At 67.1% G+C, this 26,503-nt stretch carries 17 protein-coding genes and 1 pseudogene; 12 read left to right on the top strand and 6 right to left on the bottom strand.

Translation table 11 applies throughout. The annotated features are described in order from the left end of the window. The first annotated feature begins 386 nt into the window (after positions 1-386). The 3 genes and pseudogenes from drmD to ACQP1K_RS27545 all read left to right on the top strand — a co-directional run. Positions 387-3,563, top strand: a complete 3,177-nt coding sequence (gene drmD, locus ACQP1K_RS27555) for a DISARM system SNF2-like helicase DrmD (protein WP_433498594.1) — start codon at positions 387-389, stop codon at positions 3,561-3,563. Next, positions 3,563-7,879 (top strand): Eco57I restriction-modification methylase domain-containing protein, encoded by a 4,317-nt coding sequence (locus ACQP1K_RS27550; protein ID WP_433498593.1) that lies wholly within the window; start codon positions 3,563-3,565, stop codon positions 7,877-7,879. Before drmD ends, ACQP1K_RS27550 begins: the two co-directional genes overlap by 1 nt. Before the next feature lie 211 nt (positions 7,880-8,090). After that, positions 8,091-8,435: pseudogene (locus tag ACQP1K_RS27545) on the top strand (GIY-YIG nuclease family protein); the annotation flags it as partial. 486 nt (positions 8,436-8,921) lie between these two features. Here the strand turns inward: ACQP1K_RS27545 and ACQP1K_RS27540 are convergent. After that, on the bottom strand, positions 8,922-9,293 hold the full coding sequence (locus ACQP1K_RS27540) for an SsgA family sporulation/cell division regulator (protein WP_433498592.1): 372 nt from the start codon (positions 9,291-9,293) through the stop codon (positions 8,922-8,924). A 139-nt stretch (positions 9,294-9,432) separates the two neighbouring features. Continuing rightward, positions 9,433-9,903 carry a hypothetical protein gene (locus ACQP1K_RS27535; RefSeq protein ID WP_433498591.1) on the bottom strand — a complete coding sequence of 157 codons (471 nt, stop codon included), beginning with the start codon at positions 9,901-9,903 and terminating at the stop codon, positions 9,433-9,435. Positions 9,904-10,341: 438 nt separating this feature from the next. Here ACQP1K_RS27535 and drmA point away from each other — a divergent pair, with 438 nt between their 5' ends. The 3 genes from drmA to drmC all read left to right on the top strand — a co-directional run bounded on the left by drmA (position 10,342) and on the right by drmC (position 16,638). After that, on the top strand, positions 10,342-13,890 hold the full coding sequence (gene drmA / locus ACQP1K_RS27530) for a DISARM system helicase DrmA (protein WP_433498590.1): 3,549 nt from the start codon (positions 10,342-10,344) through the stop codon (positions 13,888-13,890). Beyond that, positions 13,887-15,728 carry a DrmB family protein gene (gene drmB, locus ACQP1K_RS27525; RefSeq protein ID WP_433498589.1) on the top strand — a complete coding sequence of 614 codons (1,842 nt, stop codon included), beginning with the start codon at positions 13,887-13,889 and terminating at the stop codon, positions 15,726-15,728. Before drmA ends, drmB begins: the two co-directional genes overlap by 4 nt. 121 nt (positions 15,729-15,849) lie before the next feature. Further along, positions 15,850-16,638, top strand: coding sequence for a DISARM system phospholipase D-like protein DrmC (drmC, locus tag ACQP1K_RS27520; protein WP_433498588.1), 789 nt, complete (start codon positions 15,850-15,852; stop codon positions 16,636-16,638). 392 nt (positions 16,639-17,030) lie between these two features. Here drmC and ACQP1K_RS27515 read toward each other — a convergent pair whose 3' ends face one another. Both ACQP1K_RS27515 and ACQP1K_RS27510 read right to left on the bottom strand, forming a co-directional pair. Further along, entirely contained in the window at positions 17,031-18,152 is a 1,122-nt protein-coding gene (locus ACQP1K_RS27515) for a three-Cys-motif partner protein TcmP (protein WP_433498587.1), read from the bottom strand. A gap of 31 nt (positions 18,153-18,183) precedes the next feature. After that, complete coding sequence (locus ACQP1K_RS27510; protein ID WP_433498586.1) at positions 18,184-18,981, bottom strand: DUF5131 family protein; 798 nt, start codon at positions 18,979-18,981, stop codon at positions 18,184-18,186. Positions 18,982-19,083: 102 nt separating this feature from the next. Here ACQP1K_RS27510 and ACQP1K_RS27505 point away from each other — a divergent pair, with 102 nt between their 5' ends. Further along, entirely contained in the window at positions 19,084-19,329 is a 246-nt protein-coding gene (locus ACQP1K_RS27505; protein ID WP_433498585.1) for a helix-turn-helix domain-containing protein, read from the top strand. Between the two features lie 199 nt (positions 19,330-19,528). On the opposite strand, the gene ACQP1K_RS27500 is transcribed toward ACQP1K_RS27505, so the two are convergent. Further along, positions 19,529-20,005, bottom strand: coding sequence for an SAM-dependent methyltransferase (locus tag ACQP1K_RS27500; RefSeq protein ID WP_433498584.1), 477 nt, complete (start codon positions 20,003-20,005; stop codon positions 19,529-19,531). Between the two features lie 31 nt (positions 20,006-20,036). Beyond that, a complete protein-coding gene (locus ACQP1K_RS27495) occupies positions 20,037-21,416 on the bottom strand; it encodes a hypothetical protein (RefSeq protein ID WP_433498583.1) in 1,380 nt (459 codons plus the stop codon). Positions 21,417-21,832: 416 nt separating this feature from the next. On the opposite strand from ACQP1K_RS27495, the gene fxlM reads away from it, so the two are divergent. The 5 genes from fxlM (at position 21,833) to ACQP1K_RS27470 (ending at position 26,461) form a co-directional block, all read left to right on the top strand. After that, a complete protein-coding gene (gene fxlM / locus ACQP1K_RS27490; protein WP_433498582.1) occupies positions 21,833-23,077 on the top strand; it encodes a methyltransferase, FxLD system in 1,245 nt (414 codons plus the stop codon). A gap of 246 nt (positions 23,078-23,323) precedes the next feature. Beyond that, on the top strand, positions 23,324-23,662 hold the full coding sequence (locus tag ACQP1K_RS27485; protein ID WP_433498581.1) for a DUF397 domain-containing protein: 339 nt from the start codon (positions 23,324-23,326) through the stop codon (positions 23,660-23,662). A gap of 25 nt (positions 23,663-23,687) precedes the next feature. Next, entirely contained in the window at positions 23,688-23,921 is a 234-nt protein-coding gene (locus ACQP1K_RS27480) for a hypothetical protein (RefSeq protein ID WP_433498580.1), read from the top strand. A 170-nt stretch (positions 23,922-24,091) separates the two neighbouring features. Continuing rightward, positions 24,092-25,468, top strand: a complete 1,377-nt coding sequence (locus ACQP1K_RS27475) for an IS1380 family transposase (protein ID WP_433498579.1) — start codon at positions 24,092-24,094, stop codon at positions 25,466-25,468. A gap of 432 nt (positions 25,469-25,900) precedes the next feature. Then, positions 25,901-26,461: a hypothetical protein gene (locus ACQP1K_RS27470; protein ID WP_433498578.1), complete on the top strand. Its 561-nt coding sequence runs from the start codon at positions 25,901-25,903 to the stop codon at positions 26,459-26,461. Positions 26,462-26,503: the final 42 nt, after the last annotated feature.

The raw sequence follows: 26,503 nt of genomic DNA, 5'->3' as shown, positions 1-26,503 counted from the left end.
CCGGAGCTGGAGGAACTGGTCGAAGAAGTTCGAGCCGACCGCGATGAGGGTCGCCGCAATGACAGTCTGATCAGCGCTGGGTGGGGGCTGACCCGTCGTGACCACGCGGTGACTCCAGGCGAGGACCTGGTGTTAAGGCCTTTCTCCTGCTCCTAGGACCTGAGCCTTTCTCCTGCCAGCCTCTCCGTCGGCTATGCCACTCGCGCCTGGTGGGAAGCGGCCAAAGCATTACTCGCGTTGTGGCGGTTTGGTACGTGGGCCGGCCCGAGGTGGTGAGATGCATCTCGATGTGCTCTCGTATACCAATAGATCATGGTAGGACGTCATCGCCCGCCTATGCCATGAGGCAGGATAGCCAAAAGTGGCGACTCGTGTGGGGAGCGGCGATGACGCAGGTCGTGGCTGAGACGACGGCGCTGCCTGCCGTTGGCCAGGTGGTGACCGTCAGGAACCGCCCGTGGGTGGTGGCCGACGTCCGCCAGGGCAGTGTGGCTGGCTCTGGAGATGCCGACCTCGCTGCTCAGGCACCCCATGTAGTGAGCCTGGTGAGCATTGAGGACGACGCCCGTGACGAGCGGCTCCGTGTTGTGTGGGAGCTGGAGCCGGGCGCCGCCGCCTACGAGCGGCATGCACTGCCGGATCCCGCGCGCGGTTTCGACCCGCCCGGCCACCTCGACGCCTTCCTCGACGCCGTGCGGTGGGGCGCGATCGCCACGGCGGACACGACCGTGCTGCAGGCGCCCTTCCGCTCCGGCGTCCAGATCGAGGAGTATCAGCTCGACCCAGTCGTGCGGGCGCTGTCGATGCCCCGTACCAACCTCCTCATCGCCGACGACGTCGGCCTGGGCAAGACGATCGAGGCGGGGCTGGTCATGCAGGAGCTCATGCTTCGCCATCGGGCCCGAACGATGCTGATCGTCTGCCCGGCGGGGCTGACCCTGCAGTGGCGCGACGAGATGCGCGACAAGTTCGGCATGGAGTTCCGGATCGTCGACAGCGCGCTGCTGAAGGAGCTGCGCCGGACCCGCGGCCTCTACGCCAACCCGTGGACGCACTTCCCGCGGCTGATCGTGAGTGTCGATTGGCTCAAGCGTGACCGGCCTCGACGGCTGCTGCGCGACGTGCTGCCGCCGGTCCCGCGTTATCCGCGGGCCTTCGACCTGCTGGTCGTGGACGAGGTGCACACCTGTGCGCCCGCGACCCGGGGCAAGTACGCCGTGGACTCGCTGCGCACCGAGGTCGTCCGCGAGCTCGCCCCCCACTGCGAGCACCGGCTGTTCCTGTCCGCCACTCCGCACAACGGCTACCAGAACTCCTGGACGGCCCTGCTGGAGCTGCTGGACGACCAGCGATTCGCCCGAGGTGTCCCGCCGCGCCCTGAGCAGCTCGCTCAGGTGATGGTCCGCCGGCTCAAGAGCGAGCTGCCGCCGAGGTGGGACGGCTCGCCGCGCTTCCCCACCCGGGTCATCCACGACCTTGAGGTCTCCTACTCCGAACCCGAGCGCCGCGCGCACCGTGCGCTGGCGGAGTACGCCGCCTCCCGCAGAGGGCCGGCCGGCGGCCCCCATGTCAACGTCGCCGACTTCGTCACCATGCTGCTGAAAAAGCGGCTGTTCTCATCCCCGCACGCCTTCTCCACCACGATCGACAAGCATCTGGCCACCATGCTCCGGCGCGAGGACGGCGAGATGCCGCTGCCCGCCAGTACCGGGGAGCGCGTGCTCAGGCCGCTGGTGAGTCGGCTGGAGGAGACCGCCGAGGACGACGCCGCGTACGGCGAGGCCGAGTCGGCCGCCCTGACGACGGCCCGCCGCCTGCTGCCGCCGCTGACCGCCCGGGAGAAGGAACTGCTGGAGGAGCTGCGCGACTGGGCGAAGGACGCGCGCTTGCGGCCCGACGCGAAGTTCGATGCTATGCGCGACTGGCTCGACCCGATCGTCCGCCCCGGCGGGGAGTGGAACGACGAGCGGGTCATCATCTTCACCGAATATCGCGACACCCAGAGCTGGTTGCGTGACCGGCTCATCGGCGCCGGTTACCCCGCCGAGCGGATCGCCTGCCTCTACGGCGGTATGGACGACGACGAGCGCGACCGCATCCGCAAGGTCTTCCGCGATTCCCCGAACCTCGACCCGATGCGGATCCTGCTCGCCACCGACGCGGCCAGCGAGGGCATCAACCTTCAGGACAACTGCCACCGGCTGCTGCACTGGGAGATCCCCTGGAACCCTAACCGGCTGGAACAGCGCAACGGCCGCATCGACCGGCACGGCCAGCCGGCGCCGCAGGTGGATGTCTTCCACTTCGTCCCGCACGGCTGGCAGCACGCGCCGGAGGGCTCCCTCGAAGACGAGCTGCAGTTCCTCAGCATCGCCGTCAGGAAGGTCGACCAGATCCGGGAGGACCTCGGCAGCGCCGGCGACGTGATCGCCGCCAACGTCGAGCGCAAGATGCTGGGCCGCGCCGCCGACTGGCAAGCCGCGGAGACCGAGATCGGTAAGCGCCGGCGCGGCACGGCCGAGCTGCGGATCCGCCGCGAGCTGGCCGCCGACCTCGCCCGGCTGACCGAGACGCTGCGCGGCAGCCGTACGCGGCTGCACCTGTCGCCGGAGACGTTGGAACGGGTGGTGCGCACCGCGCTCCGGCTGGCCCACGACCTCGACCTGATCGACGCCGCCTCGCCCAAGGGACTGAACGCGCGCTGCTTCCGGCTGCCCCCGATGTCCAAGCGAGCATGGGCGGCGGCACGCAACGACGGACTGCTCCACCCGGTCACGCACGTCGAGCGCGTCGTCACCTTCGACCAGGACGCCGCCGCCGGCCGTACCGATGTGGTCCTGCTGCACCTCGGCAGCCGTCTGGTGCAGATGTGCCTGCACCTGCTCCGCGCCGAGCTGTGGTCGGCCAGGGGTGCCAGCGGCGCGAAGCTGAACCGGGTCACCGCCCGCCTCGTGCCCGGCGACCTGATGGCCGTCCCCGCCGTGGTCGCGCACATGCGCATCGTCGTCACCGGCGACGAGGGCACCCGCCTGCACGAGGAGGTCATCGTCGGCGGCGGCACCCTGGAGGAGGGCCGGCTGACCCGGGTCAACGCCGAGACCCTGGAGGGTTGGCTGGAGGCCGCCACCGACGAGCAGCCGCCTCCGCCCGTGCTCGACCGGCTCGTCGGCACCTGGCGGACTCTCGACCTGGAGCCGAAGATCGCATCCATCCTCGCCGATCGGGCGAGGCGGCGCACCAACCGGCACGCCGCCGACCTGGAGGCCCGCTGCCAGGCGGACATCGCGGCCATGACGGAGGTCCTGGATGAGCTGCGCCGTACGATCACCGCGGCCTTGGACGACGACGGCTACTGGCAGCCCAGCCTGTTCGAGGCCGACGAGGAGCGCAGCCAGCTCGCCAAGGACCGCCAGGCCCTGATCGAGCGGCGCGAGTCGATCCCCCGGCAGCTCGCCGAGGAGGTCGAGGCGATCACCCGCCGCTACGCCAACCCGACCGTCCGCTGGTTCCCCGGGGCGGTCACCTTCCTCGTGCCCGCCGCGCTCGCCCACCGAGGTGCCTGATGCCGCCGCGCCGCAGAACCACGACCCCGTCGGTCGCCCGCCAGCACGCCGACTGGATCAGCCTACTGAGGCCGGACGGCCCGTTCATCTCCGTCAAGGTGCTCGCCGAGGCGCTCCCGCAGGGACTGGCGACCGTCCCGGACACGAAGCTGGAACGCCTCGTCCAGGCCTGGGATGAGGTGCAGGCCGCCCCCGGCGAGCTGAACTCCGCCTGGCAGGGCTTCGTCCTCGGCGAGTTACTCGGCCTGACCGGCCCGCTGCTCGCCGAAGGCCCGAACCTCCCCGACGGAGTCCGCGCGTACGGCCCCGGAGACACGCGGGTCCGGCCCGACGCGGTCGCCTTCGGCCCGGACGGCGCGGGCGGCCGGGCCGAGCGGCTTCACGTCTACCGGCGCGGCTGGCGCGAGCCCCTCACCAAGGCGACGAAGGATCACCGCTCCGCGGTCGAGGAGGCCGCCGACCTGTGCCGCCGCCGCGGGGTGCCGCTGGCCCTGCTCACCAACGGGCAGCTCTGGATCCTAGTGCACGCCCGCGTCCAGGAAGCCTCTACCGTCGCGGTCTTCGACGCCGACCTGTGGCTGGAGGAGCGCGACCTGCTGCGCGCCTTCGCCACGCTGCTCGCCGCGACCCGCGTGCTCAAGCCCTCGGTGGGAGCGGACGGCACGCCGACCGACAGCCTCGCCGCGCTCTTCGCCCGCAGCGCCGCCGCCCAGGCCGAGGTCACCACCACCCTCGGCCGGCAGGTGCTGCGCGCCGTTGAACTGCTCGTCGGCGAGCTGTCCCGGCTCGACCGGGAGTCGGGTGGAGAACTGCTCGCGTACGTGCCCGAGCGCAGGGTCTACCAGGGCGCGCTGACAGTGATGATGCGCCTGGTCTTCCTGCTCTACGCCGAGGACCAGCGCCTGCTGCCCGTCGACGCCGAGCTGTACGCGTCCTCCTACTCGGTCGGCGGGCTCTTCGACGAGCTGGAGGAGGCGGAGAGCAGGTACGGCGACGTCATCGTCGACCGCCGCCAGGCCGCCTGGCCCCGGCTGATCGCCCTCTTCGGCGCCGTGTACGGCGGATGCGAGCATGACGACCTGCGCATCCCGCCGTACGGCGGCACGCTCTTCGACCCGGAGCGGTTCCCCTGGCTCGCCGGGATGAAGGTCACCGACCGGGTCGTCCAGAAGATCCTCCGGGCGCTGCTGCTCCTGGTCGGGGAGAGCGGCGCCCCGGAACGGCTCAGCTACAAGGGCCTCAACGTCGAGCAGATCGGCCACGTCTATGAGGGCCTGCTGGAGTTCTCCTGCCTGCGCGTGGCCGAGCCGTACGTCGGGTTGTTCGGCAAGGCCGAGCCGGAGCTGCCGCTGGCCGAGCTGGAGCGCGCCCGCCGCGAGGAGCCCGACTTCGCCGCCTGGCTGGTGCGCACCTGCGAGACGACGGCAAACCGGGTGACCAAGGCCCTGGCCGTCGAGCCGAAGCCCACCGACCGGGAGCGCCTGCGCACCGCCTGCGAGAACGACGACGCACTGACCGAGCGGGTGCTGCCGTTCCTCGGCCTGCTCCGCCAGGACCTGCGCGGCTGGCCCACCGTCTTTCCCGCCGGCTCGCTGGTCATCACCCAGGTCGGCGACCGGCGCGCCACGGGCACCCACTACACGCCGCGCAGGCTCGCCGAGGAGGTCGTCGAGCACACCTTGGCCCCGCTCTGCTTCTCGCCCGGCCCCGCTGAGGGCGCCGAACCGGGTGTGTGGCGGGCCAAGCGCTGGGACGAGTTGTTGAAGCTGAAGGTGCTCGACCCGGCGATGGGCTCAGGCGCCTTCCTTGTCTCCGCCTGCCGCTACATCGCGGACCGCATCGTCGACGACTGGGAGCGTAACGGCGTCCCGGGGGAGATCCTGGACGCCGTCGGCCCCGACTACGACCGCGACGGCCTGCTGCTGGAGGCCCGCCGCCGGGTGGCTGCGAGCTGCATCTACGGCGTGGATCGCGACGAGCAGGCCGTCGAGCTGGCCAAGCTCTCGCTCTGGCTGGTGACGCTGGCCAAGGACAAGCCGTTCTCGTTCCTCGACCACGCCCTGCGCTGCGGCGACTCCCTGATCGGTGTGGTGGACGACCGTCAGCTTCAGGCCTTCCACCTCGACCCGACGGCGGGGGATTTCCAGAACTCCCGGCTCTCCAACACCTTGGGTGAGACGGTGGAGACGATCCTCGCCGAGGCCGAGCGGCTTCGCGTCTTGATCGAGCAGGAACCGGTCCGTGACGCGGCCCACGGCCGCGAGCTGGAGGCCAAACTCACCACCGTGGAGGCCCTCACCGAGCGGCTCCGTTTCGCCGCCGACGCGGTCGTGGCCGCCGCGCTTGCCGCCGCCGACGCCAAGAAGCAGAACCGCCGCCCGCACTGGGAGGAGCAGGAGAACGCCGACGAGTACGGCAGGCTTCTCTTCGACCTCGCTGAGGACGTGGAGAAGGTCCTCCTCCCACTCGCCCGGGCCATCGCGTTGGCCGGCGACCCCTCCGAGGAGTCGTACGGCACCCGCCTCGCCGAACTGGTGGCAGATCCCTGGTCGGTGGAGGACGGCGAGCTGCATCGGGCCGCGATCGAGGCCGAGGAGGCGGAGAAGCGGATCCGGGGGCTGGTTGAGCCCATGCTCACCGGCGGCGGGCGCAGACTAGAGCCGATCCGGCCCTTCCACTGGCCGCTGGAGTTCCCCGAGGTGATGCGACACGGCGGCTTCAGCGCAGTAGTCGGCAACCCGCCGTTCATCGGTGGACAGCGGCTCACCGGCTCCATCGGAGAGGACGTCCGGGAGTTCCTCGTCACGTACGTCGCCGAGGGCAGGCGCGGCAGCGCCGACCTATGCGCGTACTTCCTCCTGCGCGACCTGGAGGTGGCCCCCTCTGGGCGGGTGGGGGTCATCGCCACCAACACGATCTCCCAGGGAGACACCCGCGAGGTGGGCTTGGACCAGGCGTATGAGCGGGGCTGGAGGGTTTACCGGACTGTCAAGTCACAACCGTGGCCGGGGACGGCCTCGCTGGAGGTCTCACTGGTCTGGGCCGGGCACCCGGGGGAGCGGGAACCGCGCCTTCGAGATGGGCAGGAGGTGCCGTCGATCACCTCGTCCCTGGATCCTGAGGGTCGTATGGAGGGGCACCCGTACCGCCTGGCGGCCAACGCGGGCCAGTCTTTCCAGGGGTCGAACATCCTTGGTCTTGGTTTCACTATGTCCCCAGAGGAAGCCGCCGCTCTGATTGAGGCAGACCCGCATAACAAGAAGGTGCTCTCCCCTTACCTCGTCGGGGAGGATCTCAACTCCCGGCCGGATTGCTCGGGCCGCCGGTGGGTGATTAATTTCCGAGACTGGTCGATGGAGCGGGCGCGGGAATACCCCGCACCGTTCGCCATCGTGGAACGTGATGTCAAACCAGGGCGGGAGAACAACAAACGTCAAGCCCGTCGGGAACGCTGGTGGCAGTACGCAGAGCGGGCACCGAACCTGTACGAGGCCATCGCGGGTCTTGACCGGGTGCTCGTCATCACACTGGTGAGTCGCTTGGTGATGCCAGCGTTAGTTCCTGCACAACAGGTCTTCGCTCACAAGCTCGCGGTGTTCGCCACCGATGCTTGCGCAGACCTTGCTCTGTTCTCCAGCGCCTTCCATAACCAGTGGGCCTGGAAGTACTCATCTACTATGAAAGCCGACCTCAACTACTCGCCATCAGATGTCTACGACACCTTCCCGCAGCCCAGGCGGACCGACCGGATGGACCGGGCCGGGGCGGAGCTGCACGAGGTCCGGAGCGAGCTCATGCTGAAGCGGGATCTCGGGCTGACCAAGCTCTACAACCTGGTACACGACCCGGCCGAGACGGACCCGCTGATCCAGCGGATCAGGGAACTGCATGTCGAGATCGACGAGGCGGCCCTGGAGGCGTACGCGCTAGACGAGGAGCGGGAGCCCGACATCCGCGACTACGAGGCCGGCAAGGCGAAGGCGTCACTGCCCGCCTGGTCCGAGGTCGTTCTGGACCACGGCTTCCACGACCATGGCCAGGGTGTCCGCTGGACGGTCGGCCCGCAGGCCCGCCTCGACATCCTTGACAAGTTGCTGGCGCTCAACCACTACCGCCACAGGGAGGAGCCGCAGACGGGCGTCCGCAAGCCGAAGAAGACCACCCGGAAGAAGACGACCGCCGGCCGTACGGTATCCCCCGTCTCACCCGCAGTGCCGACGGAGGGCCGTACCGTGGCGCCCGATCCAACGAAGGAAGAGGAGCCCGTCGCCGTTCTCGACGACGGCCTCTTCCCTCCGGACGGGGCCCTTTTCTAAAATCTAAGCGGGTCTCTGATCGGCTTGCTGTGCGGCTTATCGGTCCTCCCTGGCACCCTGGGGCCGTTCGTAACCGAGCCACCAGGAGGCGGCTTGTCCAAGCACACAGTCGGATTCGTCTATGTTCTGAGCAACGAGGCGATGCCGGGGATCGTCAAGGTCGGGATGACCATCGACCTTCACCGAGGGGCATGCGAGGCAGTTCCACAGCACGGATGTCCCGCTCCCATTCGATGTCGAGTTCAGCGCCCCGACGTCCCGTCCACACGAGGTCGAGAAGTGCGCTCATGAGTTTCTGGAGCCCTTCCGGGTCACTCCGGATCGGGAGCTCTTCAAGGTCTCCCTGGACGTGGCGATCGACACGGTCAGGGAGGCGCTGCTGGAGGCCGCCGGCATCGACGCGTGGGACGCGGACGAGCCGCATTACGTCAGGAGCGGAGACCGGATCGCCCTGACCGCGTCGGCCGGTGACCTCTTCGTCGTCCTAGCGCTCCCGGACCCCACGTCGAGCAGGGCCGAGTCGATCGACTTCTTGCGTCCGGATCACCGGGGCTGAGTCCGGCGACCGCCTCAGCATCCCGGGTGCCTATCAACTCCAGCAGGTCACCGTCGCTGTGGGCCTGCCGTTCCTTGTCTCGGCCGGACCGCAGGGTGCCGGATGGAGCCGTCAACGGGCGAGACCGCCTGGTGCCAGGAGACCACCTGCTCTGGTTCACCCCACTGGCCGACGGTCAGGTCTGCAAGATCGCATTGTTCGAGATGCGGGACCACTGCCAGGTAGTCAGCCGGACCTGGGATAGGAAGCTCGATGCCGGCGGCCATCCGCTCCTGCTGAACACGCCGACCTATGACAAGCTGCCATCAGGTGTGGTTCGCACGGTTCAACTGATGATGCGCATGCCGCCTCCCCGCTCATGGGCGCCCCGATCGTAGGCTCCGTTCGGAGAGGAGAGGCAAGCATGTGTTCGACGGCGCTCAGGATCCGGCGTACTGATTCCTCGACAAGCTGCTGGTCATCGTCCCTGGTCGGTGGTGGGAGAGCTCACTCCAGGCAGGGGAAGCCGTCCCAGAGCAGCTCAAACCCCCGCGGAACCATCTCGTAGGTACGAGCGAGGGAACTTCCCAGCGACTTGCGCTCGGCCCAGAGAACGAGCGGCTCAGGACCGACGTTCCGCAGGGTGATCCTGATCCAGTCGAGATCTTCGATGTACGGCTGTATCTGGATGTACTCATCATCGACCGGTCTGTTCTGCCCCGTGCAGAGGGAATCACGAAGCACATTGATCCGGTCCATGAAGCCGGGGACGTCGAGGCGCACGACGTAAGGATCATGCCGCCGGTAGTGGAGGAATCCGGTAAGCGGGCTGCCGTCCATGAACAGGGGGATGCTGTCGCTGATCGTGAGAGGGCTCATCAGGTCTCCCGATGTTGAACAGATGACGTACGGAATCGGCGTGCACAGAGGGCGCGGCATACGCCCGTGCCGATAGGAACATGCGCCGAGATCGCCGCGGCGCACATGGTGAGATGCAGGGAATCAGCTTCGAGCGGGCCTACTTGAGCAAGTTCTCGCGGAGCGTTTTGAGACTTCTCCCGTCGGAGATTCGGTGCCACGCGGACCAGCCGTCGGTCTCCTGGCCCGAGATCGCCTTGCACGCGGGCGAGGGCTTCTCGTAGATCTGGCCGTTGTCGAGACGGAGGCATCCGCCGGGAAGCACCGTTGCGAAGTGGACATGACCGAGACGAGGCCTGCGCCACTCAAGGCGCTCCCCTGCCCGGAGCAGTCCCTTGGCGATCAGGTGCTTGAGCACCCCTTCTCGCTCGTTCTCCAGCCCTTCGTCGATCCCGGTCATGCTGCCGGTCTCGGGCGTACTGTCGGTCTCGGACGCCCTGCCCAGGGTGCCCTCAACGAGCAGCCGCCGCAGAACAGCGTTCGGTGTGGTCTCGACCCAGGGCTTCGCCAGCGCATGGAGCGCGTTTAAGACATCCTGGTCAAGATAGGTGTTGGGCTCCTCCGCCAACATCGCCTCCCGTCTGAATAGATCCATCTGGTGGACTGGTGGATCTATCGTACGGGCAAGTGCTCACGAACACAATATCTTCTGATCTGGTGGAATTTTTGAACTCGAAGCCGTTCTGTGCGGATATATATCCACACAGAACGGCCACTCTTCGACGATTGTCTGTTTCATCCAGATATTGGGCCGCGCGCACGATATGGCATTCCTTGCTCGAGCGTCTGCTCCTCCAAGCAGGGGCCTACGTCTCGATCTGGACGGCTACCTGGATCTTGTTGGCGATCGGGGTATAGATGTCCGCAGAGACCTCGGTGAACAGGGAGAACAGCGGGGCGTATCTCACGGACGTCCGCTCGGTCGCGGCGATTGTTCTGCTTCCACCAACCGACGATGGGATAAGCACGACGCTGCGGAATGGCGGACTCCACCCCTACAGTTGCCGACGTGAGCGGTGAGACGGTGCTTGAACGGCCCAGAGAGGCCAGGATCCGGCGCGAGCTGGAGGAGATGGTCGTCCGGGATCTCCACGGTCCTTTCGGTGACGAGGGGGAGGAGTTCAAGGAGCGGCCGACCGACCGGTACATCCTGGGCAGGCTCGCGCCGGACGGTGAGGTGGTCGAGCCCGATCTGATGGACGACGCTGCGGATGGCGGCGCTGCCGACGTGGGGGAGGATGAGGCCGAGCCGTCCGCCCTGACCACCGCCAGCCTGATGCCCTCGGCCCTGGGCTGCACCGTCGTGGTGGACGGGGGGATGACCGAGCTGGTGGTCACCGGTCACTGGGCGCGTTACAAGCGAGTCGAGGCAGCCTACGATGCCGGGGAGACGGCGGGCGGCGGCAGCGGGCGGGTGTGGCGTCGGGCGGCCGACTCTGGCAGCGTACGGCTGGCGCTCCGCGAGGGCCGGCTGAAGCCGGAGCGCATGGACTCCGACGAGCACGTGGTGGTGCGCGGCCGGGCACGCCGCCACAACGGCCACTGGCTGGTCTCGATCTTCCTGGTCAACGCCACGCCTAAGCCGCAGACGCTGGAGGCGGCGGCCTGGCTGTTCCAGGCGCGTATCGCCGTCGCCGCCCCGCACGGCGGGCCGGTCTTCCTGGCCCGGCCCGACACCTTCAGCGGCGGCGACGAGATCGACCGTGCCGAGCAGCGGCGGCTGGCCATGGCCTACCGGTTCCAGCCGGAGTTCGCGGTCGGCCACGGGGCGGGCGTGACGGCCGAGCGGTCGCCGGATGATCCGCTGCGGGCTGTCCGGGTCGAGACGCGGGCCGTGCCGTCCTACGAGATCCCGTTCACCGACGTTCCCAATCCGAAGAGCGACCCGGATCTGCCGGAGCTGGCTGACCTGGTGCTGGACATGAAGGTCCTGCGCGACCTGCCGGTGGACGCGCTCCGCACCGGGCTGATGCCGCTGGTCACCGGGTACCGGGCGTGGATCGCCCGCCAGGAGAAGCGCCTGGCCGACAAGGGTGAGCGGCTCGCGCCGTACGGGAGGACGCCGCGCGAGACGTTGGCCGTGGCGCGCAGGGCGGCGGACCGGATCGAGGCCGGGATCGAACTGCTCACCGGAGACGCGGGCACGCGCGACGAGAACGCATTGCGGGCCTTCCGCTTCGCCAACGATGCGATGTACCTGCAGCGGGTGCACACGCTGGCGGCGGCCGTACGGCGCAAGACGCCCGTGGTGCCGCTGGAGGAGGCGCTGCGGCGGGTCGAGAAGCCGGACAATCACAGCTGGCGCCCGTTCCAGCTGGCGTTCATCCTGCTGAACCTGCCCGCGCTGGCCGATCCCCGGCACGCTGAACGCCGCGCCGACGAGCGCGACGGCGAGGCCCTGGCCGACCTGCTCTGGTTCCCCACCGGTGGCGGCAAGACCGAGGCCTATCTCGGTCTGACCGCGTTCACGCTGGCGATCCGGCGGCTCGGCTCAGGGCTTGGCGGCTACGACGCGTCGGCGGGCGTGGCGGTGCTCATGCGCTACACGCTCCGGCTGCTCACGATCCAGCAGTTCCAGCGCGCCACCGCTCTGATCTGCGCCTGCGAGCGGCTGCGCCGCCAGGACGAGGCGACATGGGGCACGATGCCGTTCCGGATCGGTCTCTGGGTCGGTGCGCGGGTGACGCCGAACAAGACCGACGACGCGGCCGAGTGGCTCAAGGAACTCCGCAAGGCGGGCAAGCGCGGGTTCGTCCGCGCTGTCGGCTCGCCGCACCAGCTCACCGGCTGCCCGTGGTGCGGTGAGATGCTGGACCCGGGCATCAACATCACGGTCGACCCGACCCGACGCCGCACCCAGTTCTTCTGCAACAACCTCTACTGCGACTTCAACGACATCAACGATCCCGAGGGCATCCCGATCGTCCTCGTCGACGAGGAGATCTACCGGCTGCTGCCCAGCCTCGTCATCGCGACGGTGGACAAGTTCGCCCAGATGCCGTGGCGCGGTGAGACCCAGGCGCTGTTCGGCCGGGTCCGGCAGCGGTGCGAGCGGCACGGATACGTGACCGAGGACACCCGGGGCAATGACTGGGAGCTTTCGTCGCCGTCCGCCCGGCATCCCGCCAAGGGGATGCTGCCGCCCGCGAAGATCGTCGGCGTGTCGCGGGTCCGGCCGCCGGACCTGGTCATCCAGGATGAGCTGCATCTGATCTCCGGCCCGCTGGGATCCCTGGCGGGCCTGTACGAGACGGCCGTGGACCGGCTCGCTACCTGGGAGTTGCCGGGCGGCAGGCGGGTCAGGCCGAAGGTCATCGCCTCGACCGCGACCGTGCGGCGGGCGCAGCAGCAGATCGGCGCGCTCTTCGACCGGCGGACGGAGATCTTCCCGCCCCCGGGGCTGGATATCGGCGACAACTTCTTCTCCCGGCAGCGTCCGGTGGATCCGGCAGAGCGGGGGCACCGGTCCGGCCGCCGCTATGTGGGCATCTGCGCGCATGGCGTCCGCAACAGGTCGGTGCTGATCCGGGTGTATGTCGCCGTGCTCGGCGCAGCTCAGACTCTGCACGAGAGGTACGGCCGCAGCCGCGTCACCGACCCCTACATGACCCTGGTCGGTTACTTCAACAGCCTGCGCGATCTGGGGGCGATGCGCCGCATGGTGGAGGACGACGTCTCCACCCGCCTGTCCCGGGCCGAGGGCCGCGGGTTCGCCCGCCGCTGGGACCCCGTCGTCAAGGAGCTGACCTCGCGGCTCTCGTCCGCGGACATCCCGGCCGTGCTCGATCACCTGGACCAGGCGTTCACCGACGATCAGGAGGCGAGCCAGCGCCGGCCGATCGACATCCTGCTCGCCACCAACATGATCGCCGTCGGGGTCGACGTGTCCCGCCTCGGCGTGATGGTCGTCTCCAACCAGCCGAAGTCCGCCGCCGAGTACATCCAGGCGACCAGCCGGGTCGGGCGTGCCGCGCCGGGCCTGGTGTTCACGGTCTACAACTGGGCCCGGCCACGCGACCTGTCGCACTACGAGACGTTCGAGCACTTCCACGCCACCGCCTACCGGCATGTGGAGGCGCTGTCGGTGACGCCGTTCGCCGACCGGGCGGTCGACCGCGGACTGACCGGGGTGCTGGTCGCCCTCGTGCGGAACCTGGAGTTCGCCTACAACGGCAACATGGGGGCAGGGCAGTTCGACCGGGCCGGCGAGCTGGCCGACCACGTGGTGCGCTTCCTCAAGCGGCGGGCCCGGGAGGTCACCGGCGACAACCGGGTGGGCGTCGAGGTCGAACGCCACCTGGACGCCCGGCTCGACCACTGGCACACCGAGCGCCGGGTGCCGGGCCGCCGACTGGGCTACAACAAGCGCACGCCCGGCACGCCCGCGGACGCCGGGGAACTGCTGCGCAGTCCCGACATGGGACGCTGGCAGCCGATGACGTGCCCGACCTCGCTTCGGGACGTCGAGCCGGGAGTGCGCCTGCTGCTCCAGCTCGACGACGACCCTCTTGCCATCACCCAGGAACCGCCGTTCACCGCCGGAGGGAACGCTTCATGACCGGATCGATCCTGCGGGTCGGCGAGCTCCGTCCCAACCAGCTCCTGCACACCTACGGGGTGGGCGCGGTCGCCGACATGCCCAACCTCTCGGTAATGGTCTGTGGGCTGGACGAGTGGGACCGGAACGGGAGCCGGGAGGTCCCGGAGGCGCGGCTGCTCGCAGCGGTCCGCGCGAAGCTGCGGGCGCCGGTGGAGAAGCTGCTCACCCCGCCCTACACGCCCGAAACGGCCGATCCCTTCGACGAGTGGACCCGCGTGGGCGTGCCCGTCACCTTGTTCCCGCGCTGGCTGCGCTGCACTAACACCAAGTGCGGTCTGCTGGCCCCGGTGGAGACCGGCGTGTTCGAGCTCGTCACGCACCCGTTCTCCCCGGATCGCATCCGCTACGTGCACGGCTGCCGCGGCAGGGGAGGCGGGCGGCCCACCGCGGTACCGGCCCGGTTCGTCCTCGCCTGCGCCCAGGGGCACCTCGACGATTTCCCCTGGATGTTCTTCGCCCACCACGGATCCGTCCCCGAGTACAGCGGGCACACCCTCACCCTCGACGAGCAGGGCACCACAGGTGACGCGGCGAGCCTATGGGTCAGGTGCTCCTGCGGTGTCAAGCCCCGGTCGATGGCCCAGGCGATCGGCGAGAAGATGACCCCGAACCTCCCACGCTGCCGAGGACGCCACCCGCACCTGCGCTCCGCCCAGTTCGCCAGCTGCGGCGAGGAAACCCGGACACTCGGTCTTGGCGCCACCAACAGCTGGTTCGGGATGCAGCTATCGGCCTTCACCCTGCCGCAGGCCGACGCCGAGGTCGACCAGCGAGTCGCCGAGCTGTGGAAGACGCTGGAGATGGTCGCCGCTCTCCCCGAGGAACAAGGTAAGGCGATCATGACCAACCTGGCCTGCTGGGGCGAGCTGGAACAGTACGGGATCGATGAGGTCTGGAAGGCGATCCGGCGGCGTGCCGAAAGCTCCGGCGACGACGACCAGGGCGACGAGTCGGACCTAATGACCCCCGAGTGGAACGCCTTCACCGCCCCCCAGCCGGTCAGGCTGCCCGACTTCACGATCGAGAAGGAACGCCCGCCCGCCAGCACCGAGCGGTGGCTGGAGGAGGTCGTCCTAGTCACTCGGCTGCGCAAGGTGTCGGCCCTGTACGGCTTCACCCGTATCGACGCCCCCGAATGGGGCGAGGACGCAGGCGACGGCGGCTTCGCTCCGATCTCCATCGCCCGGCCCACCTGGGTGCCGTGCGCGGAGATGCGCGGCGAGGGCATCTTCCTGCGTTTCCGAGAGGACGAGCTGGCCGACTGGGAACAGCGCAACGACGTCCGGCGGCGGTGCGAGCAGCTCCGCGCTGGACACGACCGGTGGCGGGCCCAGCGCCGGCTCGAACCGGGCTACTGGCCGGGCGCCCGCTACCTGCTGCTACACACCTTCGCCCACGCGCTCATCCGGGAGTTCGCCTTGGAGAGCGGCTACAGCGCCGCCGGCATCGGCGAGCGGATCTACGCCGGGACCGACGCCCAGCCCATGGCCGGAGTGCTGCTCTACACCGCTGCCCCGGACAGCGAGGGCACGCTGGGCGGCCTGGTGACCTTGGGCCGGCGGGACCGCCTCGGCACGCTCATCGAGCAGGCGCTGGACGCCGCGCGGCTGTGCAGCTCCGACCCGCTCTGCGCCGAGCGCGACCCGCGCGAACACGGCCACCTGTACGGCTCGGCCTGCCACGCCTGCCTGTTCGCATCCGAGACCTCATGCGAAAGGGGAAACCATTACCTGGACCGGGCGCTCCTCGTCGACACCGTCAGAGACTTAGGCATCGGCTTCTTGGCTGCACCATGAGCGGTGACCCATCCGCCATGGTGAGTGACACATTTGGCGTGGGAGGCGCGCCACGCGACCGGGGCAGTGCCTTCAACGCCGTGGGCAGGGGGTTCAGCGCCGTGCGTGGTCCGTCGCGGTCATGAGCGACCTGCCCGCCGTCATCGCGGCGCTCGCTCGGGAGCTTCCATCTGCGCACGTGCGGGCATGGGCGCGGGTCCTGCGGGCTCACCCCACACCGCATCCCGCGCTGCGAGGGCTGCTCGCCCGGGCCAGAACCGGGATTGGTATGGACGCCCGGGCGGCCCGGCTCCTCGCCACCTGGTCAGAGGCCGATCCGCCGCCGTCGGGTGCGGCGGTGGCGCTGGCGCTTGAGACCGCGTCCCGAATTCATGATGAGGCACACCACAGCAGAACCGACATCGTGGTCAGTGGACCGCACAGCGATGAGGTGCCGGTCCGGCTTACCAGCTCAGTCATCATCGAGGTGATCCGCGCCAGCCGTACGTCGTTGCTCGTGGTGAGCTTCGCCGCATTCGGCGTCGCCGAGGTAGTGGGCGAACTGGTCAGAGCGGCCAGACGGGGTGTCCAGATCGACCTGGTCCTGGAAGGCAATGCTGAGGAGGGCGGCGCGTTGCGTGGCGGTGCCGCGGCCACCGAGGCTTTCGAGGAGCTCCGGCCGCTGGCCGAATTTTGGACCTGGACGGACAGGCCGATGGCCGGGGGCTCGGTTCCCGCGCTGCATGCGAAGGTCGTCGCCGCGGACGACGACATGGCTCTTCTCGGCAGCGCGAACCTAACCGACCGGGCGCTCGCCCACAACCTCGAAATCGGCGTGGTCCTCCGCGATCCCGATGTGGTGCGCAGACTCGTCGGACACTTCCGGTCACTCATGCGGCCCGAAGTCGGTCCATTGCGCCCCGCCAAGTGATCCCCGGTCAGCTGTAGTCCGTCACGCCGCGCGCCGCTCCGCAATGACGGTCAGCCACGACCGGCACAGGCGCCCGTGTGCGCTTGACACCGCAGGATGCTGCATGAGCCGTTCGGCGGCCAACTCCGGCGGCATGTAGAGGGGCCCGTTGTCATCAGCAGAAAGCTGGAGGACCTCTGGATGAAGCCGCACTCGAAGCGGAATTCTAGGCATGGAGGGATGACAATATTTAGTTCCCGCTGCAGACTGTGCTTTGCGGAATCATCCGCTCCCAAAGGAATAAGCGGTTGCGACGCTTGGCGGTCAGGCTGCTCGAAAGTGAGCGGACTTCGTTGGGTGAGCCCTCGTTCTACACTTGCCAGGTGCCACCTTTGTGTGTTTCGCGCATGGATTTAAAAGAGGGTATCCATCCGTGCTGGCTCTTCGGGAGCAAGTCGAATTATCTTATCTCCGCTCAACTGGCCACGGGTTGGATGGCGCACGACGATCCCGCGTTCTAATAGGTACTTGACGACAGGCGTGACGTGCGGTGGGCGGTATACAGTCTCCAGGAGTGCGAATTCCTTGAGCTGTTCTAGTGTCCGTTCACCCTTGGCCAGCTCATCAAGGATTGCCCGCTGCAATGGGCGTGTGTCTGGGTCGAAGCTGAACTCGAATTGAAGCTGGTCGGGGTCTCTAGGATCGCGGAAGGTCACCCCACGTATGGGATCCACCTTCCACATTGCATCCTTCATCTTCTCCAGACCCTTGTGGCTGGTGGTCCCGAAGACCAGGTGAAGGTCGTGACCACCTTCGTCGAGCATCTCAAAGGAGATGACATAGGGGAAACCTGCAGCATTGAGCGAGTCGCGGTAGGCGCTTACGAGGAAGCTCTTCTTCTCCCGGGAAGGTAGTTCACGGACCTTGCGCCAGGAGGTTCCGCCGAAGGCCCTATCGCCTTTCGCCTGATGGGCTTCGGCGTTACCAAACTGCATCAAAAAGCGCGTGCCGAATGTCACGAGGACTTCACTGGAGGGAGCCTTAGCGATAGCCCGCGCAATGTCAAGCGGGATGTCAGGTCCACCCCAGCTATCTAAGAAAGCGAAAGTTGGCCCAGCCATCGCGTCAGCAGCATGAAGGGCGGGGACCAAAGCGTCCGCACAGCGACCCTGGTGGAAATTAACGTTCATCGTGGGAGGGGTGCTCCCATGCTGAGCGGCGGCGCCTTCGACTTGGCTGCGGAGTAGCTGCAAGCGAGTGGCATCCTCTTCCACCAGGATGACATTAAGCCGCTTGCCCGCATCGAGGAAGCGTCGCTGGCGAAGGAAGACCTGGAGTGCGACGACCGGGGATCCCGGTTCGCCCCCCTTGTAGATCCCTGGTCCAGCGAAACCTTCTGCGTAGGTGATCCCGTCGCGCGCATGGGGGCCTTGAAGCAGGATGGGGAACCATGCTTCAAGGTAGCGGCGCAAAAGTTCGTGCTTGGCTTTCGTATGGGGGTCACAGTCCCACAGCGGGGTTTGGGGGGTAGGCATGCATCACTTCCTACCCACTGTTGCGGCTTTCCTACCGAGCCGCTTGCCCTGTAGCGGTCACAATGTGGGATTTCGCAGAACCGAAAGGTCTCGCGGAGGAGGGAAGCTCATCCCATGTGCGTCCGTCAAGTAGCCGGCCGCCTGCCTTGGGCGTACGACCTCCCCACTGCTTAAAGAAGAACGGTACTTGGCTTTCCTGGCATAGATCGCGGATCTCCCGCACCCAGTCGGGCGAGACGGGACGATGCGCCGGCCCGCTTTCACCGCCGACTATGACCCAATCCAAGCCCGTCAGCTTAAGGTCGGACAAGGGGCCTAGCAGCGGCTCGCAGGACAAGAATCTAGTGCGAGCAGGTACTGCCCGTAGGTCCTCAGCCCGATACAACGCATCGCGGTCCTCTACCGAGACGCCCATCCACAAATTGTCCGGCCACTCGAGCAAATGTGCGACTTTTCTCAGGCGGGCGGAGCGCTTAGTGAGTACCTGATAAGTGTGCTGGGGTGTCTCCGAGATGACCTTGAAGACCTGACGTACGAAGTCGAGTGGAACCCGGGCGTGGAACAAGTCACTCATCGAGTTGACGAAGACTATCTGAGGTGTTCGCCATGAGTACGGCTGGTGCAGAGCCGACGGATGCAGGGTTATGCCGAACCCGGGGCCTGACGTTCGGGGATCGCCGTCCTTCTGGTACTTCTCCGCACCCATGGCCTTGAGTCGTTTGGCCAACGCGAGCGCGTAACAGTTGTCGCAGCCGGTAGAGATCTGATCACAGCCAGTCGTGGGATTCCACGTGACCTCGGTCCACTCGATTGTCGTTCGCCTAGCCATGACCTAGCCCCTTTGGCCCTCAGTGTGCCGGATAGCCCGTTCCACGCTATCAGTGGTGTAAAGTTTAAGCGCTATTAATTTATCACTCCGATCGGTGGTCTGGTGGGTCCGGGGCGAAGAAAGCGAGCTGAAAGCAGATATGCCGCGCAAGCGGTACGTCTGGGACAGCGCCTGAGAGAGCTCCGCATGCAGAGGGGCTATACGCAGCAGCAACTGGCTGCCAGCGCAGAAATCGCGCTGTCGACTCTGAGGAAGATCGAGACGGCGGCTGTAGTCGAGCCGGGATACTTCACGATCCTCAGCCTTCTCGAAGCTCTGGGGGCCAAGGACCACGACCTACTCGTGTGAGCTGCGCCGGTACGAGGAAGGGGTTGCAGATACTGCCTTCCTCGATCACACCGAGCTTTCGGATCAGCTGGTCTGAGCCGCGGTTGTCGGGGGCTGCGGACGCCCCAAATCGGTGCACCCGAGGGCAGTCCGACGACAGAGCGGAGAGCTTCGGCTGCACGGTCAATCTGCTGATGGCCATGGTCGGCCGACCTTCAGTTTAGGTTTGCGGGTCGGCCCAGTAGTTCTTGAGCATCTCGCCGGGCCAGTCGGGTTGGCGTATTTCGCCGCGGGGGCCCATCTCTTTGAAGTACGGCGCGAGGTCGTAGACGGGGCTGCCGTCGATGGCGTCCAGGTCGGTCACGTGGAGGTCCAGGCCGTCGACCTTCAACAGTCTGGGGAAGGACTGGGCGAGTTGGTTCGGGCGGCGGTGGTTGCGGTGGACGAAGGTGCCGGTGGTCGGCCACCTGGGGTTGTTGCGGGGGCTGCGCGCGTGCAGGGCGACGTCGTCGGGGGAGGCCTTGTGGAAGTGCCAGACGACCAACAGGTGGGAGAACACCTCAAGGCCTTGGACGACCTCGGGAGGGAAGTCGGGGTTCAGACGGATGATCGCCGTGCCGCTCCAGAGATCGTCGGTGGGGTCGATGCGTCCGCCGACCACGATGCCGATGGGCTTGATCGTCAAAGATTGAGCCATGGTCGTCCTCATCCCTTCGTCGTTCAGGTGATCAATGTATGCGAGCCAGGTAGGCGGCGGCTCGGGCATCCAGCTCGGTGATGGCCGGGATCTTGCGGCGCCGGTAGGGCGAGAGCAGGGTGCGCATGTCGAGAGCCGCTTGCCGAGCCCGTCCGGAAGAGATCCCCTCCTCCAGCATGTCAAGAGCGGTGCTCCAGGTGGCGCACGCCTCTTCCACGCCGCCGTTCGTGATCTGTGTGGCGCCCAGGTATCCGAGCGTCACCACGTGTGTGCGCCGGAAGGCCTCTCCCCGGGTCCGTACGCTGCGCCTGAACTGACGGATGGCGCCCTGATGGTCGCCGCAGTCCCGCAACGTGCAGGCGGTCTCGTGGGCGAGGGAGGCTTCGCCGAAGAAGAACGTTCGCTGAGGCTCCTCGATGCCTTCACTGGCCGATGCGAGATCGTCTTCGGCCGTGAGTAGGGCCTTGGACGCGGACTGCTTGTCGCCGTTGGCGGCCAGGGCGCGGGCGTGGACGACGCCGAGCAGCGCCCGCTCGCGGGGGGTCGCCGAGGCGTAGCGCTGACCCTGTATCGAGGCGGTGGACAGCGCGAGGCCCTGGGCGAAGAATCCGAGGTCGATGGCCTGGTGCGCCATGGCGCGCAGGATGTGGCCGGTCAACGGAGGGTTTCCGGCGCGCGCGGCCAGCTTCACGGCCAGGATGAAGTACCGCTGCGCTAGGGGGTGCTCGCCGTTGTCGAACCCCATCCATCCCGACAGGTAAGCCAGTTCGGCGGCGGCGGAGAACATGTCGCGCCGGACCTGCTCGTTCGGAAACGTTCCCCGTAGGAAGGCGGCGACGTCCGATTGCAGGTACTGCACCAGAGCCTTCCTGCCGTGGCCGCCTCCGCGCTGCTGGTCGATCCGGGAGAAGGCTGCGGTGAGTTGCTGGACAGCCGCCACATCACCGCGTCCGATACGTTGAGGCTTGGCCGGCACAGGCTGCTGCTCCGCCATGCTCTCCCACCAGCTTTGGTCGGGGAGTGCCAGGGCGGCAACTGAGTACACCGCGCCGCTCAGCAGGCTTCTACGGTCCGCGTCCACGTCCGTTCTCCCCAGGTCGGTCAGCGTGGTCAATGGGTCGGTGTGCCACTCCAGCGCCTCCTCTGCCGGGGCGTGGGTTGTGAACCCGAGCTCCTCTGGTGTGATGACACGCCTCAGGCGACGGGACAGCGCCTGTGACAAGATTATGGGGGCCGCGCCGGACGGTTTTGTCCCACTGACCCACATACTGACATGGGAACGGCCGATATGTGCGTAATCGTGCAGGTTGTTCTCTTGGGCGATGCGGTTGAACGCGCTTGCGGCCTGCGCCCGTGACCAGCCGGCCTCCTGTAGGAGCGTGGCGAGCTGTTCATTGCGTTCGCGTGCCATGATGCGCCTCCGCTAGCCAAGCGATTTTAGCCACTCTGGTCCAATTTGCCCGACATGCTCCGCGGCTGGGTCGGTCATCGCTTCGTGCAGGTCACCGTAGTCGCCAGCATCGGCGGTCTCTGGGGGAATGGCCAGAGGCTATTTCCCTGTCTAAGCGCCGAACGTAACCGATGGCGATCTTTGATCACTTTGACCACTCCACAAGCCTCGATCCCATACTCTCCCCGCTTCGGTTGCGGTTCTCTGGAGTCGTCCACCTACGAAACCGCTTGAAAGCAGAGAGGGCTGAGCCGTGCAGAGTTCCACCGCGACATCGGTCCTCTCCCGTTGCCGGACATAACCGGCAGCGGGGCGAAAAGCAGACCGGAATCCATCAGTTCAACAAAATCCAGCAGATAACAGACAGGGAGTGCCGCATGACCAAGACGGTTGACATGTCCGAAGATTCCGACCGGGCGGTGGAGATCCGCAACGCCCTGGCGGACAAGCTTCGCGCCGAGGGCATGATCACCTCTGAGGTTGTGGAGCGAGCCTTCCGCACGGTGCCGCGGCATGAGTTCGTACCTCCGGGCACGCCGCTGGAAGTGGCCTATAACGCCGATGACTCGGTGGCGACCAAGACCGACGAGCACGGTGTGATCATCTCGTCGGTCAGTGCGCCGTTCATTCAGGCCCGGATGATCGAGCAGGCGAGGCTCGGCCCTGGCCAGAGCGTGCTCGAAATAGGATCCGGCGGCTACAACGCCGCGCTGCTGGCCGAAGTCGTCGGTACGACCGGCCGTGTGATCAGCATGGACATCGACCCGGAGGTGACCGAGCGGGCCCGCGCTCTGCTGGAGGCGACCGGGTACGGCGACGCCGTCACGGTCGTGCAGGGCGACGCCGAGCAGGGGGTGCCCGAGGCCGGGCCGTTCGACGCGGTCATCGTGACTGTCGGCGCATGGGACATTCCACCGGCCTGGCTGGAGCAACTGGCCGACAACGGGACCCTGGTCGTGCCGTTGCGGATGAACGGCATCACCCGCTCGATCGCCTTCCGCCGGGAGGCAGACCACCTGGTGAGCACCTCCGCCGAGGTGTGCGGATTCGTCGCGATGCAAGGCGAAGGCGAGCACCCCGAGCGGATCTTCCTGCTCCCCGACGCCCAAGGCCGTACGGTCAAGCTGCGGTTCGACGACAGGGCGCCGGAGGATCCGAACCTGCTGGACGGGGTGCTGGCGACCAAGAGAACCGAACTGTGGTCCGGTGTCACGATCAAGAACCGGGTGTCGTTCGCCGACCTGCACCTGTGGTTCGCCGGCTTCCTACCGGGGTTCTGCAAGCTCGCCGTGGACGAGGGAACCGATCTGGCGAACGAGCGCGGCACGTGGTTCCCCTTCGGCGTCGTGCGTGGTGACTCCTTCGCCTATCTGGCGATACGCCCCGCGCTGGAGGGCGAGGGCGTGGAGTTCGGAGCACGTGCCTACGGGGTGCACGGCACCGAGGCCGCGATCGCCATGGTCGAGCAGATCCAGGCCTGGGATCGGCAGGCGCGCAGCGGCCCGGCCCCCACCTTCGCCTTCTGGCCGACCGGCAGCGACCACACCCACCTTCCCCAGGGCACCGCGGTCTTCCCCAAGACCCACGGCCTGGTCACGATCTCCTGGCCCGCGCTGGGCTAAGCGCCACGCGGCCTGCGCGGGCCAGGTGCACCACCAAACCCACCCGACTGTGAGGAGAGTGATTCGATGGCTCCATTGCTGACCCTCGACGCCCCCGAGACCCTGGACTTGGCGGACGTCGTCGCCGATGAGGACTTCAAGCTGGACATGCGCGTGGGGACGGTCACCACCCGATCGCGATCATGATGTGCGACCCCGGCGACGGCTGGGGGTTGGTCTCTTCGTTGCGGATGGAGGAAGCGCGGGATGGGTGAGCAGAGGAACACGCTGTTGGGCGTGGGGGTGCGCAGTGGGCTGGAAGCGGAGTACCAGGCGCGCGCAGGGGTGGTCTACGTCCGCGACCCAGATGACGAGGAACAGGCGGCGGTACGGGTGAGCCCGGCGCGGTGGAGTCGCTTCCTCGCCTCTGTCAAGGCGGACCAGTTCGTCCCGCAGCAGGAGGGTGACGAGGTCACGATCGCGATCGGCGACCTGTCGCACACCGAGGTCGTGCAGCGCCCAAGTTTCGTGACGACCAGTCGACACGCGTGGGAGATCTTCGTCAAGGCCGTGAAGAGTAGTGAGTTCGATCATCTTGGCGCCTAATGAGCCTGGGGAACTGTTGGATGCGGTGCCAGACGGTGATGAAGTACCGGAACTGACGACCGCGGACCTGCGGGACATGTGTCAGACGCTCGTGTGCCTACAGGAGGCTGTCGCCGAGGTGGCGGTGCGTGAGAGTCGGCGTCCGCAGGGGCTGGTCAGGGCTGATGGACGGCTGACCCGCACGGGGGTGGACGCCGCGCTTACCGTGCTGGGTCTGCCGCTGGTCTCCGATGAGGAGTGGTGGGAGATCGGCGGTTAGGCGTCGCTCGGAAACCTTGAATTGATGATGCGGTGCGAGGGTGCTTAACCTCGGGCTTTCGCGGTGAATTTCTCCGAGGTTGATCGTTTACATGAGAAAAGCGCCTCTGAACTGGGAGGATCGGGCTTGTCGAGAGTCCTGTCCGCACCAATTCAGAAGGCACTTTTCACGTGCAGACTATCGCTTCCCAACGCAAGATCGTGGTCTCCGCCGATGGAACGGGACTCGTCTCCCAAGCCGGTGGGCTGCTCCTGCTGGAGACACTGCGGATCACCGGCCTGAACAAAGCCCTATCAGCCCAGATGGAGCGATGGCGGCCACCACGGGCCGTCCACGATCCCGGCAAGGTCATCACCGACCTGGCCCTCACGCTGGCGCTGGGCGGGGACTGCCTAGCCGACATCGCGATGCTCCGCGCCCAGAGCGAGCTGTTCGGCCCGATCGCCTCCGACCCGACCGTGTCCCGGCTGATCGATCGGCTGGCCGCCGACTCCGTTCGCGCATTGAAGGCGATCCGCATCGCCCGAGCCACCGCGCGACAGCGGGCCTGGACGCTGGCGGACAACCACGCGCCGGGCGCGGACGGGGAACTGATTCCCATCGACATCGACGCGACCATCGTCATCGCCCACTCCGGCAAGGAGCAGGCCGCGCCGACCTGGAAGAAGACCTTCGGGTTCCACCCGATGACGGTCTTCGCCGACCACGGCGCGGGTGCTGCCGGCGAGCCGCTGGCCCTGCTGCTGCGGCCCGGTAACGCCGGGTCCAACACCGCCGCCGATCACATCGAAGCCACCCGCCTGGCCTTGGCCCAGTTCCCCAAACACCGCCGCCGCCAGGTGCTGATCCGCACTGACTCCGGCGGCGGCACCCGAGAGTTCCTCACCTGGCTCACCAAGCCAGGACGGCAGCTCGCCTACTCGATCGGGTTCACCCTCACCGAGGAGGTGCAGACGGCGATTCTGGCCCTGCCCGAGCAGGCGTGGACGCCCGCCTACGACGCCGAGGGCCAGGTACGGCCGGGTGCCTGGGTCGCCGAGCTGACCGGCATGGTCAGGTGGGAAGGCTGGCCGAAGGGGATGCGCCTGATCGTCCGCAAGGAGCGCCCGCACCCGGGCGCGCAGCTACGCTTCACCGACATCGACGGGCACCGCTTCACCTGCTTCGTCACCAACACACGGCGCGGTCAGCTCGCCGACCTGGAGTTACGCCACCGCCGCCGGGCGCGTTGCGAGGACCGCATCCGCTGCGCGAAGGACACCGGCCTGGCCAACCTGCCGCTGCACGACTTCGCCCAGAACCAGATCTGGTGCGAGATCGTTGCGCTTGCCTGCGAGTTACTGGCGTGGATGCAGATGCTCGCCCTGCACGGCAGTTCCGCTCGCTGCTACGAACCCAAACGCCTGCGGCTGCGCTTGTTCGCGGTCGCCGCTCGACTGGTCCGTGGCGGCCGCCGACTACGGCTGCGTCTGGCCGCGCGCTGGCCCTGGAGCGAGCAGCTCGTGACCGCGATCACCCGGCTGCAGGCGCTCCCGACACCGACCTGACCTGCACAAATCCGCCCCTACGACCAGGAAAGGACAATCTTCGGGCCCGTGGAACCCCGCCCTCCCGGCGCGACAGCCGGGCGGCCAGGCTGACCAGAACCCCAAAATCACACTCCAGCCGAAACCCTCAGCCAGCCACCACATCGGCGTGAAAGATCGAGGTTAACGCCGCCGCATGTAGGCGGTGCGATCGGGATTGGCTCAGTACGGCGGTGGGGTGCTTGATCGGGAAAGTAGAATTTTGGATATGACTGGGTGATAGGGCGTCGAGTAAGCGATAAATCTCTTTAAAGTTGTTTTCGCCACCGGGGCAGCCTTGGTGGCTACTTCAATGTGTCCTTCTGGTTAGTTTTCGCCTCTGGCATCACCGAGACCTGCCATCTAACCTGTAGCTCTCCGCGATGATTCGATTGCTTTGAGTAAAGGGCGCTGGTGGTGGCGTTAGTTCGGCGATATTCCAAGCGGCTTGTGCTGACCGTTCTCGCGCTGTCGGCTTCAGCCTGCGCGGTGAACGAGGGGGCAATGCCGAATGCGTCGCCCTCGGCTGCGACGACCGTCTCTGCGCAACCTGCTCCTACACCCACCGGAGCGGCGGCGAAGGAAGCGGTGATCGTGGCCTACAAGGGCATCTACTTTGCGGGTCGGCGTGCTGAGCACAATCCTGATGGGCAACGCAAGCCAATCATCGACCCGTACGCGACTGAACCCTTGCTGAGCAGGATGCTTCGGGGCATCGTCGCCCTTCGGGCCACTGGCAGATTCACCTGGGGAATGCCAGTGTTTCACCCTTTCGACGTGAAGATCAGGGGACAGAAGGCCACGCTGCACGACTGCCAGGACGACCGGAATACCGGGCAGATGGATGAGAAGACCTCGAAGCGGGTCCTTCACGGGAGTGAGAACACGCATCTCGTCGCGACGCTGCTCTTGGTTGACGGTGCGTGGAAGGTCTCGACGCTTGAGCAGGTGAGGCAGCCGTGTTCGGTCGGCTAGTGATCGCTGGCTTGCTGTCTGCCGTGATGGCGCCTGTGCCCT

It is taken from the genome of Sphaerimonospora sp. CA-214678, from assembly GCF_050942215.1.
Classification (GTDB): Bacteria; Actinomycetota; Actinomycetes; order Streptosporangiales; family Streptosporangiaceae; genus Sphaerimonospora.
This window is presented reverse-complemented; position numbering and strand designations above follow the sequence as displayed.